The following is a 14,467-nucleotide window of genomic DNA, read 5'->3' on the forward strand; positions in this document are numbered from 1 at the left end:
GCATGGCTGACCGTCATAAAAACGGTGTGTTGCCAGCGATGAAGCAATAGCCGTGCCGAAACTTGAGCAGCGTGCACCCAGGCGATTCCCAGCTTACCCCGCTGTTATTGAGCAGTATCCGGCAACCACGCCCTGCCCCACCTGGCCAGGTTCTCCCCTTCCAGCATCCACCCGCCCAGCACCGCACTGCGCAGCTCATCACCCGCCCTGGCCGTGGCATCCAGGTCGGCAATGTGCATGCGGATCGCATCCACCCAGGCCCGGAAACGGTTTTTCACCAGGGTCACCGGCAATTCCGGGTAGCCCTGGTAGCAGCGCACATCACTGGCAATGACCGGGAAGCCGCACGCGCCGTACTCCAGCAAACGCAGGTTGCTCTTGCAGTCGTTGAACAGGTTTTGCTCAACAGGGGCCAAGGCCAGGTCCAGGTTCATCCTGGCCAGCGTTGCCGGGTAATGCTCGATGGCAACGCTCTCATGGTACTCATGAATGTACGGCCGCAGCTTGGCCGGGCACAGGCCGAAGAATACCCACTCCACTTCGCCTGCCAGCTCCTTGATCACATCCGCGATCACCTCCAGGTCACCGGTGTGGCTTGCACCGCCAGCCCAGCCCACACGGGGTTTGCGCGATTGCCGGCGCAAGGCACTGAGCCCGCTCCAGATCCGCGGCCCCAGGGTGTTGGGCACTACCCGTATATCGTCATGCAGCCCGGCGAAGGCCTCGGCCAGCGGCTGGGTGGACACCACAAAGCGGTCCACATAGGCCAGGCCACGGCGTATGGAGCGCAAGATGTCCTTGGGCATGTGCGACCGGTGCACGCTCTTGACCGGCAGGTTGGGCAGGTAGTCGTCCAGCTCGAACACCTTGAACGCCTGCGAAAACGCATGCATTCGGCGTATGTGTTCGATCTGCTCGTCGCCGACCTGGCGCTGCAGCACGATGCTGTCCGGGCCGAAACGCTCCAGCTCGGCAGGCGCCAAGTGGTTCCAGGACAACACGCCCTCGGCCAGCCCCTCCCGGCTGAGCGCCTCCAGCGGCTGCATGACGCGATAATGGCCGCACCCGTGACGGTCTGCGGCATGGGCCAGAATCAACGGCAGCGGTTTCCACGACGCCAGTGGCCGCCAGCTCAACTCGGTGGGCGCCAGGGCAAAGCCGTTGGTCGAAGACAGCGAGAAGTTGGGGTTGTAATACGGGTCGCGCGCCAATGCAGGCAGCCAGCGGGCATACAAGGCGTCTTCTTCCTTGACGCTGGGCGGCGTGGCGGCGTCTTCGCTGAGCAGCAGTTGCGCACGGGGGGTCCAGACGTTCAGGTAACCCGCGCTGTGCAGGCGCAGGCACAGGTCCACATCCACCCAGCGCTGCAACTCGGGCGACTCGTCGAAGCCGCCCACCTCCAGGAACAGGCCCTTGTTCACCAACAGGCATTTGCCGCTCACGGCCACGTAGTTCTGGTCCACCTGCAGGCGCTGCAGGTAGCCGGGCGCATCCAGCGGCAAGCCGGCGAACGCCTCGGCTACCGGGCCATTGAGGCCAAGCACGTAACCGGCATGGCGGATGGTCGCGTCGCCTGCCACCAGCTTGGCCCCTACAGCGCCGACTTCCTGACGCATGCCATGGTTGAGCAATTGCTGCAGCCAGTCGTTTTCGAGCACCGCAGCGCCTTCGTCAAGCCACAGCAGGAAGTCGCCACGGGCCTGGGTGGCGGCCTGGTTGCGCATCTGCGCCGGCGACAGGCCGGCAGCAAAGCGCAGGCAGCGAATGGCATCGGTACCCAGCTGGGCAACGGCGCCCAGCCAACCGTCAACCGCAGCGCCAGCATTGGCCGGGGCCACCAGCAGCACTTCGTAGTGGCGGTGGGTGGTCTTCTCCAGGATGGTTTCCATGCACCGCTGGGCCCGCTCGGTGCTGGGGCCTTGCAGCAGCACCAGGATGCTCACCGGAATGTCGCCAGGGGCGCCGTAGTTCAGGTCGTAACGCCCCGGCTGGCCCGACGCGACCTGCGCCTGGGCAAAGCCCCGGGCGTGCAGATGGCGCTGGATGACGCCGCGCTGGTCAGGGCAGTCCTGCAACGACGGGGCTTCACCGATCAGCAACGGCTCGCTGATATGCCCCAGGCCTGCAAAGCCGCCAGACTCGATCAACCGCAGGATGTAATCCAGCTCGACGGCCTGGCCGGCCTCCTGGCGGAAGCCGCCCATGTCCAGCCACACCTGGCGGTTGAACAGCCAGTGGCGCGACAGGCTCGCCGGCAGGCTCAGCAGCAGGTCCAGGTTAAGGTCAGGGCGCAGCGCTGCGCCCATTTCCGCGCCATCGCCGCGCAAGCCCTCGTCAGCATAAACGGCGCGGCAGCCCGGTGCCGCCAGCAGGTCCAGCGCCGCGATCAGCAAACCGCTGGCCGTGAACTCACTGCCCGCCTCCACCACCATGAACCAGTCGAACTCACCCGCCTGTACCAGCGGGTTGAGCTGCTCACCCAGGCCGGCATCGCTCAACGGCATGACATTCAGGCCATGTTGCTGCGCCATCGTGGACGTGTCGGCCGCAGTCAGCGCCAATACCTTAACGGTGGCGTACAGGCAGCGGTCACTGGCCAGGCTCTGCAGCGTGGCGTTCAAGGCATCCAGCTGAGCGTGCGCATCTACGACGATGACCCCAATTACCGGGCCACCTTCGTGCGCCTGCAGCCGCTGCTCGATAAGCCGCCGCTGCATGTCCCCAGGCACCCGCTGGTCCAGCCAGTCCTGCAAGGTCGATGCTGCGGGCTTGCCCGCCAGAAAATCCAGCATCTGCTGGCGGCCGCGCTGAATCTCCTCGCTGCCCGCATCGCTGTGGCGGGCGTACAACTCGCGGTACAGCGCAGGGTAGTCCTTCAGCGCTTGCTCCGAGCGCCGGGCAGGCGCGCCATCATCCAGGCGCATGCGCACCTGCACGGTCTCGTAGGGCAGGTGATGGAACGCGCTGCGGGCACACAGGCGCATGAGCAGGTCCCAGTCTTCCAGGCCTGCCAGGGTTTCGTCGAAATCCCCCACCGCCAACGCCAGCGCCCGTGGGCAGGCAAAGGTATTGATGGGGATGTAGTTGTTGATCAGCAAACGCTCACGGGAATACTGCCCATGGGGGTAGCGCTGCTCGCGGGACACCTCGTTGCGTTGCCCTGCCGTGATCACTTCCTGGATAAACACCGCGTCGGTGTACACCACGCTGTCGGGGTGCGCCTCCAGCCCCTGCGCCAACCGCTGCAGGTGGTCGGGCAGGTACAGGTCGTCATCGTCCAGGTACACCACGTACCTGCCACTGGCCAGCTGCAGCGCAGCGTTGCGCGCTGCGGCCGGGCCACGGTTACGGCCCTGGCGCAGGTAGGTGATGGGGAAGTCGTAATCGGCCAGCAGCGACTCCACCGGGTCGCCGTTGTCATTGACCAGAATGACCTCGAAGTCCGTGAAGGCCTGGCCGGCGATGCTGTTCAGCGCATCACGCAGCATGTGCGGGCGGTTGTAGGTGGTGAGGATGATGGAGAACAGCACTTGCTCCTGCTGGCGCGCCAGCTGTTCCAGACGCTGGCAAAGCTGACGTGCCCGTACGCCCAAGGCGGTACCGTGCTCATCAGGGTACAGTTCAAGACGCCGCTTGAGGTGAGCCCCTACCTCACGTTCACGCCCGCGCAGGTGGTGCTGCGCGTCGCGTTCGAACACGCCCTCGACCATTGCCAGGTGCCCCAGCAATGGCTCGGTGGAGGCGTAGAACTGGGTCGAATACTGCGCCCCATGCCAGCGGTAGCTGACACCCGGGGTATCCACATAAACGAAGTCCGGATAGCGCTCGGCCATCTGCACGACCATTTCCCAGTCGCCTGCGCCATAGGTGTTGCCCGGCCTCCAGGTTTGCAGGAACGCCTCGCGCCGATAGATGACTGCCGATGGCGTCATGTAACTGTCGTAGATCAGCAGGTCAGCCACTTCGTTGCGCCCGCCCACATAGTCACCGTTGTGGTAGCCCGGATGACGCGGCTGGTTCAGCGGCTGCCCGCTACCATCGACCCAGGTGATGCCGGTGTAGCCGACCGCACTGTGGGGGTGGCTTTCCAGTGCTGGCAGCAAGCGCGCCAGGTGCCCAGGGTTGAAGTAATCGTCTGCAGACAGGAACGTGAAGTAACGGCCCTGCGCAATACCCAGGCCATTACGCCAGTTGTACCCTGGGCCATAGTTGTAGCGGTTACGGATATAGCGCACCTTCGGGTTATCTGCGAATGCCGCCATCACCTGGGGGGTGTCATCGGTGGAGGCGTTGTCCAGTACCAGAATCTCGATATCGTCGACGCCCTGCTCAAGCACCGACTGGACGCAATCAACCAGGTACCGGCCGTAGTTATAGGTGGGAATGACCACGCTCAACAGGGGTTCGGCATGCCTTGCAGCAGCGGCTGCATGGGCTATTGCAGCGGTTACCTTGAATAGCCAGTAATCAGCCGAGCAATGGTAGTTTCGGGCGTGGTCGCGGTCTTGTGCACCCTGTTCGACAGGCCATGCCTGCGGCCCGTTCGAATCGGCTCCGGGCACTGTCAGGCTGTCGATATAAACGCTCGAATGCTGTGGCGTGCCTTCTTTTGAAGGAATGAAGACCCTGCTGAACGCCGACGCGTTGGGCAACGCCTGGTGCTGCCCGGCATCACGCAGCAGCAGGTAGCGCTGGGCCTCTGCCGAGAGGGGCAATACTGGCTGGCTTTCACGGTCATGAACAATCAGAAAGACCCCGTCACAGGCCTCAACGGCATCGGTAGCACGGGTGATGGCCAGGCCGTTACCGGCCCCATAGGCAGCCAGCGGCTGCAACGGCAAGGCCTGCTGCAGTGCCGCCCACTGAGTGTCGGACAGCAGGAAAGCCTGCTGTTCGTCCAGGCTGAAGCCGGCGACCTGCACCTGCCAAGGCTGCCCGGCACAATGCCCACCTGCGACCAACGCCCAATTCGTCATGCTCTCAATTCCCCCAAAAATGGTTGTTCGCTGTGTGAATGCGCCGCGCTGCCTTGCGGCACACGGCTGGCGGGTGCTCAGCCGTGTGACCCGGTCAGTGCTTTCCAGCTCAGCACAGTTGTCGACGGCCGCACATGCTGACGAATCAGCGCTTCCAGATAATGTTCATGGTCACGTTCCGAGCTGATGATCACCACATCGTCACCTTGCACATGCTCGGCCATCCAGCTCAGAGGGTGCATAGGCACGCCCAGCATCTTCTGGCCCTGACGATTGGCATTGGAATCGATGCAGGCGACCACCTGGTTACCACTTTTTTCGGCGTCGAGGATCAACAGGGCAGCAACGAAAGCGCTGCCGAAAATAATGACTCTGCGCCCTTCCAGCCCCGTCATGATGCTCGCCCCAGGGTTCACAACCCTGCTTTGCGCCCACGCCAGCAAGCACTGCGTGGCCTGAGGGTGGGATGCGGCCGACAGCGCGTCAAGCCCGCAGCCATAACGGCCGGGAAACAGGAGCTGGGCCAGCAAAAACACCGGCAGCCCGGCCAAAAAGGCATCCGGTGCGCGGGCCACGCTGGCCTGTAGGCCTACAGCCAATTTTTGCAGCTTGGCCAGCAGCGCCTTGCTGACGACCCGGGCCGACTGAGTCGTGACGGCTTCCTGAACAGTGAACCGCGCCGTGTGTGCATCGCACTGCAGTATCTGTGCTTCAAGGCCCGGTACACCCCTGGCGATACGTCCAAGTTCTCGATAAAGGTGCACCCCCGGCAACGACAGGCTCGCCACGTGGGAGAACTGCCTGGTATGTACGCGACGGCGCAGCAGCGGCTCGTCCAGGTAACCCACGGCATGCCGGCGGTTGATGCGCGCCGGCATCAGCACATCTTCGATACCCGCCGTTTCCAACGTGTTGCGGCCACCAGGGCTACCACCCAGGCACGCATGCACCGCATAGAACCTGGGCAATACCGCCCGTTCCAGCATCACCCCACTGGGCATTGGCCACAACCGCTCCCTGAGGAAACCGCTGATGAACTGCCCTGGCGCGAATACTCGGTCCAACCCGGCCTCAGCATCGCTGGCAAGCAGGGCCTGGCCGTCCTGGTCGATATCGCTGACACGGGTCCACACGAGCCGGACCTCCGGGTGTTCATCCATGAAGCGCATCTGCCGCTCCAGCATCTGGTGCTCCATCACATCGTCGTCATGGGTGACGATGACCCGTCTGCCCAGTGCCAGGTGATAGGCCGAACGGCAGTTGAACTCGACGGTGGAAATATTGCGCGAGTTCCTCACATAGCGGATACGCGGGTCCTGCAAACCCAGGACGAACTGTGCGGTGCCATCACTGCTGCCATTGTCGAGCACCAGCAGCTCGAATGCGTCGAAGCTCTGGTCAAGGATGGCCGCGATGGACTGCTCGAGATAATGCAACCGATTGTAGGTCAGCAGGGCCACGGTCAACGGTGGAATGGCTGGGCTCATGTCAGCGACCGCACCCTGTCCTGAAGTTCGCAGCGGGCATGTTCATGCACGAAAACGAAGTTGGTCTCCAGGGTTTGCTCATCAATGCCGGGGCAAGGATGAAGCCCACGCTCGCTCAGGGTGTAGGCCTGGTAGCCCAGCGCCAACAGGCGCTGCACCACGTCGTTGGGATGGTAGTCGAACTGTTTGGCCCACTTTCTCAACAGCTCGATCAGGATCACCGGCTTGTGCTCGGCCAGCACATGCTCGCCGCCCTGAATCACCATCAACTCGGCGCCTTCCACATCGCACTTGATGACCTGTGGCGCCAGCCCGTTCCGGGCGCAGAACAGGTCGAGCGTGGTCGCCTGGCAGGCCAGCTTCTGCAGGCTGGCCTGATCACCCGGCTGCCCTGCCACCACCTGCGAAGTGGCGCCCGAGCAATCCGGGGTATACAGAAACTCCAAGGTGGTCTCCTGGTTGGAGAAAGCCAACTGGTGCGGGGTGATGTTGAACAGGCCGTTGTGCTGGATGTTGCGCGTTAGAATTTCGTGCGTATGCGCAATGGGCTCGAACGCATGTATAACCGCGGTGGGGCGGTGCTGCGCCAAGGCCAGTGCGTACCAGCCGCAGTTGGCGCCGATGTCCAGGACCACAGCATGGTCACCGGTGACCGCCTTTAGAAACTCGGTCTCCAGGGTTTCGTAGGCGCGGAAGTTCATCAGCGTGCAAGGCACCAGATGCTGGTCCTTTGGGTCCAGCAACAGCTCGATCTGCTGCGAGCGGGAGCGAACAAAGACGCCTTCCGGCAGCAGGCGCACACACTCAACATCAGTACCGGCAAGAAACGCTGGGTAGTCGAACAGCGCGGCATGCTGTGCATGGATGGCTTCAATGTAATCCTGCTTGGCACTGGTGCCTGATTCATAGGCGTTGCGCAAGCGGTCAAGCGTACTCTTGGTCATTCACCCGCTCCAGTTGCAAGGCTGAGAATGCGGCCACGCCAGCCAAACTGCTGCTCGAGCGTGTTGCGGATTTGCGCAGCGTAGGTGGTACTGGCAATGAACACTGTGGTGTCCGCCTGGCCTGCCAGGCTCGCCGGGTCGGTGATGGTCACACCCAGCAGGGGCTTGCCTTGAAGGTTGCGGTTTCTATCGACGATGCCGCAGATGTTGGCCTTGCCCAGCGGTGTATCGCAAAGCAGTCGACTGGTCAGCGAGCCGGCCCCCCAGATCACAACCGGCTCTGCACTTGCCTGAAGTTGTTCGGCCAGCACTTGGACGGGGCGCAGCACCTGCTGCGACAGCTCGACATAACGGCGCAGGCTGTTGCCTGCGACCTCATCGGCCGCCCAGGGGGTGGGGGCGTTGCTTGCCTTGCGGTACAAGGCCAGCAGGTAATGGTTGTCGTAGAAATCGTTGTGCTGGGAAATCACCGTCACCTTCTCAAAGCCATTGGCGCTCAGCAGGTTATCCAGGCTGACGGCGCTGAAGAAGTTGATGTGTTCCAGCGCGAACTCCAGAAATGGCTCAGCCGGCAGGGCCTTGCCAAAGGTTTCGGCATCTGGAACAGCAACGAACAGATAACCCTCATCCGCCAACAGCGCCCCGATCTTGTCCAGGCTGCGGCGCAGGTCGGCGATGTGCTCCAGCACGCCACACAGACTGATCAGCTGGAAGCGCTCTGATGTGACGAAAGCATCCACCGTCGCGCTTCTGATCTCCAGCCCATAGGTGGCCAGCCCCTGCTCGGCAGCCGCAGGGCTGGGTTCCATGCCAAGCAGGCGGGGGTAGCCTGCGTGCTTGAAGTGAGCCAGAAAATGGCCCATGCCCGAGCCTATATCGAGAATGCGCGCATCGGCGGCCAGGTCAGCATGGGTTTCGACGAACTGGAAGAACCGCTCATGGATACGCGCAAGACCGGGCGGCAGCTCGGTATGCAGGTGGTGCTCCACGCTCTGGTAGAACTGATCGAGGGCCGACTGGTCCGGTATGTCGCTGGCGTAGGCAAAACCGCAATGCTGGCACGCCACCACATCGTAATGGACAGGCTGGGCAAGCCCGGGGAAGAGGAAATGCTGACGATGCAACTGCGCCAGCTGGCTCCCACTACAGACTTCACATGTTCTCATGTTGCGCTTCACCCTGTTTCATTGTTCAGTGCCGCTTGCCTGACGGTGCTGGCGGGTTAGATACCAACGCTGTGATAGGGCGTTGACTTGGGCCAGCTTGGCGAAAACTTCATCTGGAATGCCCGCGCAAAGTGCCAGCTGCGCTTCCAGATTGAGCAGTTCTTCGGCTGCCGGGCCGGGCGCATGCTCCTCGCGAGCCACCCGAACATCCGGCTCGGGCTCCCAACTATCGAGAAGGGCGCCGTCTGCGCCAATGTTGCTATCCAGGCCCACGGTACGCAGCGTTTGCACGAAGCTGGCATAGGCCCGCTGATAACGCGGCAGCGTGGCGGTGTAGTCACAACGGGACAGGAAGTAATCGACTGTCATCGTTGCGGGCAGGTCGTGCTCTGCGACAAAGGGCAATGAGAAGAACTCGCACATCTCCCGAACCCTGGCGTCGTGGGCAATGAATACCGCCGGCTTGCCAGCATGCACCGCTGGCGTCACGCCATGCATCCTGGCGCCGAAGACGAAATCCATCGAGCCGAGAAAGTCTTTCCACAGGGTGTAGTTGGTGAAATAGCGCACACGCCCTTGCTTGAGCAAAGCCAGCAATGGCGACAGGTCTTTGTAGAGCCGTCGAGCGGTGTACACATCCGCTCCAGTGATCTTGCCGGGGTAGTACAGCACCTGGGCAAGCAGGCCGAATACCTGCTCGACATAGTAGTAATGGTTCTGGCTGGCCAGGCGCAGAACGTCGTCGATGCGGCTATGGTCATTGCCCTGGTAGTTCGAGTAGCACACCGCCACTTTTGCAGGCGCGTCTGGCACGCTCAGCAGCGAGTGCTTGAGCGAGGGGCCATTCAGGTAAAGCGAGGGGCAACCCAGCGGCACTGCATTCTTGATGCCCAGGTCATTGAGCACCTGGGCAGAGTAATGGCCCCGGGTGCCTACCAGCGGTGAGCGGTCGGCGATGACCTGCAGGTAGCGAACCACGGCTGGCGACAGGGCCCGGTGAAAGTCAGGGCGATATTGATATTCCCTGGATTGAATGGATTCACCGAGGCTGAAAAAGGGAATGGTCAGCTTCTCGATGAAGCGTGTGACGTATTCATAGGGGTACCCGTCGTGATCGTAAGGCGCCGGGGCAATCCTGCACGGGATGAAGAAGATGACCCTCGCATACTTTTCGTTGACCTCCTCGGCACTCATGCCGAAGTTCCAGGCCTCGAAATGACGCCCTGAAGTGAGCATCGCGCCGGCATTGGCGTAGACAATATCGCCAATGTTGATCAACTGGGCATGGTGCGGGTAATTCGCTCCCGTCTTGCGGATACCTCCGGGTGGAGGCAGATAACCGATCAGGGTCGGTCGTGGGTCGGCAACGTTCATGTATTGGCCTGCCAGAGCCTGGACAATCCCACATCCAGGCAGGTGAGAGGCGCCCATCCCAAGGCGCGGATCTTGTCGATATTGAAGTGCCCGGCGCTTCTGGCTGCCGGTGCCAGGCCGTTGCGGGCCCTGGGCAGCACGCTCAGTCGCCCGGTTTTGCCAGCAGCTGCAATCAGGCGCTCGGCCAGTGCCAGAATGCTGGTTTCCTGGGTTTCACCGACGTTGTAGGCATGCCCAGGTTCGCCACGCAGCAGGATATGCAACAGCCCGAGCACGGTATCGGACACATAACAGAACGGGCGCGAGGCGCTACCGTCGGAGTCAAGCTGGATATCGCGGTCGTTCAGCACATCGGCAAGCAGGTCAGAAATAGCCCGGCCATCGTCCAGCCGCATGCCCGGCCCATAGCAATGGGAGATGCGCGCGATCCGGGTGTCCACGCCGTACTGGGTGTAATAGGCACGGCACAGTGTCTCGGCCAGGCGCTTGCTTTCGCCGTAGCAGGCCCGCGGCGACAGAGGGTCTTCATGACCAAAGTCACCCTCGGCAATCGGCCCGGCCTGCCCTGGATTGTCGCCGTATACGGCACCGCTGCTGAGAAACAACAACCGTGCCTGGGTGGCCCGGGCAAGTTCCAGCAGCGCCCGAGTGCCATCAGTGTTGGCGCGAATCGTATCGACGGGCCGTTGCAGATAGTCCCGGGGGCTGGCGGGGCTGGCGGCATGAATGATGAAATCAAGGGGTGCCGCCGGTTGGCACGGTTGCGTCACATCCTGGATCAGCGGCGTCACTTCACCGGGGATGTCTACCCACGGCATACGCCTTTGCAACTTCTGCAGGTCGCGGGCCAGCGCATACAGGCGCAGGTTCGCCTGTGGGTGATGGCGGTTGAGCCAGACCAGCGCTTCGACCACATGGCCGCCAATAAACCCTGACGCGCCAGTGACCAGCACATGCCGGCCATACAGCGCTTCCCACGGCAACGAGGCACTCAGCAGGCCGGTCAGGTCCTGCGCGAGAATACGATCAGGCGTCTTCATAGATGCTGTCCAGGCCGATGATGCGCTGCGCGGCAATGCCGACACTCAGCAAATGCTGCCGAATGTCCGTGGCGAAACGAATCGAACAGATGACGACAGGCAAGTTGGCATGCTGCTGCGGGTCGTAGCCGGTGACCACGTGCTTACCGAAACGCTGCCCCCATTTAGCAGCTGAAGAGTCGAGCAAAGCTCGGATATGCAGCGACTCCGCCAGGGGAGCGATGTAGTTGAGGTAGTCACCCCCGATGCCATACACCAGGAACGGGCCACCTGTGCGTTGCTCGAAGCGCTGCAGCAAAAACTGTTGGCGTTGGTCTGCGGCAGGTTCGAGGTGCGCGACAAGCCGCAGCGAATCGGAGTACACCGGCGATTCGTAATGCCCTGCCGACAGGGCTTGGCAGGCAAACCCGCAGCGGGCCAGCAGCAGGGCCAGGGACGCCGGGGTGAACTGGTGCAGATGCTCGGGGTTGCAATCACTGGCCAGCAGTGGGTGCCCGGCCTGGTTCGGCACCTCTACCAGCACACGCCCTTGCCCGCTCAGCAGCCTGGCCCAGGCCGCTACCTCCTGTTCCGGTCGCAGGATGTGCTCAAGCACATGGAATGAAACGATAAGGTCATACGGGGCCGCCTGAACCTGGCTGGCCGGCGTGCTGAACACGGTGTCCAACTGCTGCGCAGCCAGCAACCGGTCCTGGGACAGCTCTACCCCATCATAGGTGACAGCACAGCGCGCCTTTATCTCACGCCCCAGTTCGCCTTCGGCACAGCCGATTTCGAGCACGCGCTCACTGCCGGTTTCCAGCAGCCCGGACACAGCAACAACGCGCTCGCGCATCTTGCGCTTGAACCACGGGGTGTTCAGGTCGTTACGGGCAATCAGGGTTTCGTAGTAGCCAAGCCCCTCCGTCGGCAACCGCCAACGGTGCCCGCAGCAGCGACAGCGCGTATAGGCCGGGCTGGGCAGCAACACTGCGGCGGTCATGCAGCAGGGGCATTGGCTGGCGGTGCTGGAGGTATTCATCAGGGGACCAGGCGCTCCAGCATCTGCTGCGGCGAACGCAAGGGTTGCTCGCTGCTGGCGAAGTGGCCATAACCCCACGCCACAGGCCAGAACTCCACGCCGTTGCCCGCCGCTGCACGGCCATCTGCCGACGTATCGCCGATGTAGATCGCTTGCTCGGCAGCGATACCTGCCTCTTCGAGCAAAGCGGCAATCATGCCGGTCTTGTCCTGATAGCGACCTGGGTAGGAATCGCTGGCGAACACCTTGCTGAATAGCCCCTCCCAGCCGAGTGCCGCAAGAATGCGCTGGGTTGGCAACAGGCGTTTGTTGGTGGCGATGCACAGGTTGAAACCCTGGGCGTGCAACTGCTCGATAACCGCCTGGCAACCGGCGTAGGCGGCAGTTTCCAGGCATGCCTCTGCGTCGTACAGGGTCTTGAATGTGGCGCTCATGGCGTCGAGCAGCGCGTTGTCGGAGCTGCCGCTCAGGGTCGCAAGCGTCTGGCGCAGCGGTGGCCCGATAAGGCTGTCGTCCACCGGGCACACAGCCTGCTGGCCATGCACCTGGAGCACGCGGGAAAAACAGCCGAGAATGGCCGGCGCAGAGTCCACCAGGGTGCCATCAAAGTCGAACAGGATGTGACGTTTCATCATTCCCCCTGCCGAACTCGGCGCGACACCTGCGCGAGGTTGCCTGCCATTTCTTTTTCCAGTACCGCCAGCGGCAGCAACGGGCTCATGTCCTCCAACGGCATGGACGTCATTGAGCCGTCGGCCTGGGGAATCGCCGCCACCTTCGGGCTCAATGCCTCATCCTTCATCAACAGCACCTCGACGATCATTGGCCGAGGTACTTGCAGCGCCTCGGCCAGGCCTTGCTCCAGCTCGGCAACATCACTGATGCGCTTGAACGGCAAGTGATAGGCCTGGGCGAGTTCTTGCAGGTCCGGCATCCACAACCCTGCTTCGGGCCCAGTGCCCACATAACGGCCCTCGAAATAGTTACGCTGGGTATTGCGGATCGAGGCGTAACCGCCGTTGTTCATCACCACCAGGCAGATGGGCAGGTTGAAGCCGCGCATTGTGGCCAATTCCTGGATGTTCAGTTGCAGGCTGCCATCACTTTCCACCGCCACCATCGGTTTGCAGCCATTGGCGAAGCAGGCACCAATTGCCGCCGGCAGGCCATAACCCATGGCGCCGAGGCCCGAGGTCAGAAACACCCGCTGCCCTGCACGGTTGCGGAAAACGGTGTAGAACACTTCAACCGCCAGGCCGGAACTGCCTGTGCTGACGAGCGTGTTTTGCGGTACGGCATTGGACAGCGCGTCGGCAAACTGGAAGTGGCTGATCGGCCCCCTGTCAGGGAATGGCTTGCCATCATTGACGCCGTAACGGGCCTTCCAGTCGCGGCAACGCGACAACCACTGCGGGCGACTGAACGATGCACCTTGCAGCGATGCTGCCAGCGCCTCGATGAAACCGGCAGCATCACTGTTGACCGCAACATCAATGGCCATGTCCAGCTTGGCGATCTCGTTGGCATCCACATCGACCACCACCTTGCGTGCATGACGTGCAAAATCGCGTGGAGCATAGGCGGTGATGATGTTATCCAGGCGGCAACCAATGGTGATCAGCAGGTCGGCGTTCTGTACAGCGAAGTTGGGCGCACGCAGCGCCACTACGCCGGGGCGGCCCACATAAAGAGGATGCTCGTAAGGCAGCAGATCCATGGCATTCCAGGTGGTGACCAAGGGCACGCCGATGCTCTCGATCAAGTCGCGGAACGCTGCTGCACCGCCACTCAGGCGAACCCCATGGCCCGCAAGAATCAACGGCCGCTCGGCACCTTCGAGCAAGCTGCGAACCTGCGCGAGGGTAGCCGGGTCGAGGGCCTCGACCACTGCTGCCTGCTCGTCGAAGCCGGCCAGGTTGGCGGCATCGATTGGCGCACCTTGCACGTCCAGGGGCACGTCGATCCACACCGGCCCGGCACGGCCGTCCCGGGCCAGGAAGACGGCCCGCTCCAGCTCCCGGCGAATGTCCTCCGGCTGCTGTACGGTGATGGCATATTTGGTGATCGGCTCGACCACACTGACGATGTCGACTTCCTGTACGCCTTTCTGGCGCAACGGCGCACCGCGCAGCAGGTCGGCACGCTTGACCTGCCCGGATATGACCAGCAACGGTACCGACTCGATCCAGGCACCTGCCACGGCCGTCACCGCGTTGGTGGCGCCAGGGCCTGTGGTCACCATCGCCACACCGATATTTTCGTTGATCCGGCAATAGGCTTCGGCAGCGATCGCAGCGGCCTGCTCATGATGGCAGGCCACTACGTCCAGGTCGGGGTGTTTGCCGACCGCGTCATTGAGGTGCATGGCACCGCCGCCCGGCAACAGGAAGACATGCTGCACCCCAAGTCCTGCGATGAAATCAGCGATGTAGTCGGCAACACGATAAGGAGTCGGCACG

Annotated in this window: 9 protein-coding genes; all 9 read right to left on the reverse strand. The window is 62.5% G+C overall.

What is annotated here, in order from left to right:
* Positions 1-104 precede the first annotated feature (104 nt).
* Entirely contained in the window at positions 105-4,976 is a 4,872-nt protein-coding gene (locus tag IAE33_RS16660; protein WP_236406769.1) for a glycosyltransferase, read from the reverse strand.
* A 77-nt stretch (positions 4,977-5,053) separates the two neighbouring features.
* The gene (locus IAE33_RS16665) at positions 5,054-6,463 is read right to left on the reverse strand and encodes a glycosyltransferase family 2 protein (RefSeq protein WP_201164320.1); all 1,410 of its coding nucleotides are present in this window, start codon (positions 6,461-6,463) and stop codon (positions 5,054-5,056) included.
* Positions 6,460-7,407, reverse strand: a complete 948-nt coding sequence (locus IAE33_RS16670; RefSeq protein WP_201164321.1) for an FkbM family methyltransferase — start codon at positions 7,405-7,407, stop codon at positions 6,460-6,462. Before IAE33_RS16670 ends, IAE33_RS16665 begins: the two co-directional genes overlap by 4 nt.
* Positions 7,404-8,573 carry a class I SAM-dependent methyltransferase gene (locus IAE33_RS16675; RefSeq protein ID WP_236406772.1) on the reverse strand — a complete coding sequence of 390 codons (1,170 nt, stop codon included), beginning with the start codon at positions 8,571-8,573 and terminating at the stop codon, positions 7,404-7,406. Before IAE33_RS16675 ends, IAE33_RS16670 begins: the two co-directional genes overlap by 4 nt.
* A gap of 18 nt (positions 8,574-8,591) precedes the next feature.
* Positions 8,592-9,947: a polysaccharide pyruvyl transferase family protein gene (locus tag IAE33_RS16680; protein WP_201164322.1), complete on the reverse strand. Its 1,356-nt coding sequence runs from the start codon at positions 9,945-9,947 to the stop codon at positions 8,592-8,594.
* Positions 9,944-10,987 (reverse strand): NAD-dependent epimerase/dehydratase family protein, encoded by a 1,044-nt coding sequence (locus IAE33_RS16685; RefSeq protein ID WP_201164323.1) that lies wholly within the window; start codon positions 10,985-10,987, stop codon positions 9,944-9,946. The genes IAE33_RS16680 and IAE33_RS16685 overlap by 4 nt, the downstream gene beginning before the upstream one ends.
* Positions 10,974-12,008 (reverse strand): class I SAM-dependent methyltransferase, encoded by a 1,035-nt coding sequence (locus tag IAE33_RS16690; protein ID WP_236406776.1) that lies wholly within the window; start codon positions 12,006-12,008, stop codon positions 10,974-10,976. The genes IAE33_RS16685 and IAE33_RS16690 overlap by 14 nt, the downstream gene beginning before the upstream one ends.
* Positions 12,008-12,640 (reverse strand): HAD family hydrolase, encoded by a 633-nt coding sequence (locus IAE33_RS16695; protein WP_201164324.1) that lies wholly within the window; start codon positions 12,638-12,640, stop codon positions 12,008-12,010. Before IAE33_RS16695 ends, IAE33_RS16690 begins: the two co-directional genes overlap by 1 nt.
* Entirely contained in the window at positions 12,640-14,466 is a 1,827-nt protein-coding gene (locus tag IAE33_RS24805; protein ID WP_201164325.1) for a thiamine pyrophosphate-binding protein, read from the reverse strand. The genes IAE33_RS16695 and IAE33_RS24805 overlap by 1 nt, the downstream gene beginning before the upstream one ends.
* Position 14,467: the final 1 nt, after the last annotated feature.

It is taken from the genome of Pseudomonas sp. S60, from assembly GCF_016647865.1.
In the GTDB taxonomy this organism is placed as follows: Bacteria; Pseudomonadota; Gammaproteobacteria; order Pseudomonadales; family Pseudomonadaceae; genus Aquipseudomonas; species Aquipseudomonas parafulva.

What these genes read in the sequence shown, in the direction of transcription:
- IAE33_RS16680 (WP_201164322.1), bottom strand. Translation starts at nt 9,947, where the DNA reads ATGAACGTTGCCGACCCACGACCGACCCTGATCGGTTATCTGCCTCCA.
- IAE33_RS16685 (WP_201164323.1), bottom strand. Translation starts at nt 10,987, where the DNA reads ATGAAGACGCCTGATCGTATTCTCGCGCAGGACCTGACCGGCCTGCTG.
- IAE33_RS16675 (WP_236406772.1), bottom strand. Translation starts at nt 8,573, where the DNA reads ATGAGAACATGTGAAGTCTGTAGTGGGAGCCAGCTGGCGCAGTTGCAT.
- IAE33_RS16660 (WP_236406769.1), bottom strand. Translation starts at nt 4,976, where the DNA reads ATGACGAATTGGGCGTTGGTCGCAGGTGGGCATTGTGCCGGGCAGCCT.
- IAE33_RS16695 (WP_201164324.1), bottom strand. Translation starts at nt 12,640, where the DNA reads ATGAAACGTCACATCCTGTTCGACTTTGATGGCACCCTGGTGGACTCT.
- IAE33_RS16670 (WP_201164321.1), bottom strand. Translation starts at nt 7,407, where the DNA reads ATGACCAAGAGTACGCTTGACCGCTTGCGCAACGCCTATGAATCAGGC.
- IAE33_RS16690 (WP_236406776.1), bottom strand. Translation starts at nt 12,008, where the DNA reads ATGAATACCTCCAGCACCGCCAGCCAATGCCCCTGCTGCATGACCGCC.
- IAE33_RS16665 (WP_201164320.1), bottom strand. Translation starts at nt 6,463, where the DNA reads ATGAGCCCAGCCATTCCACCGTTGACCGTGGCCCTGCTGACCTACAAT.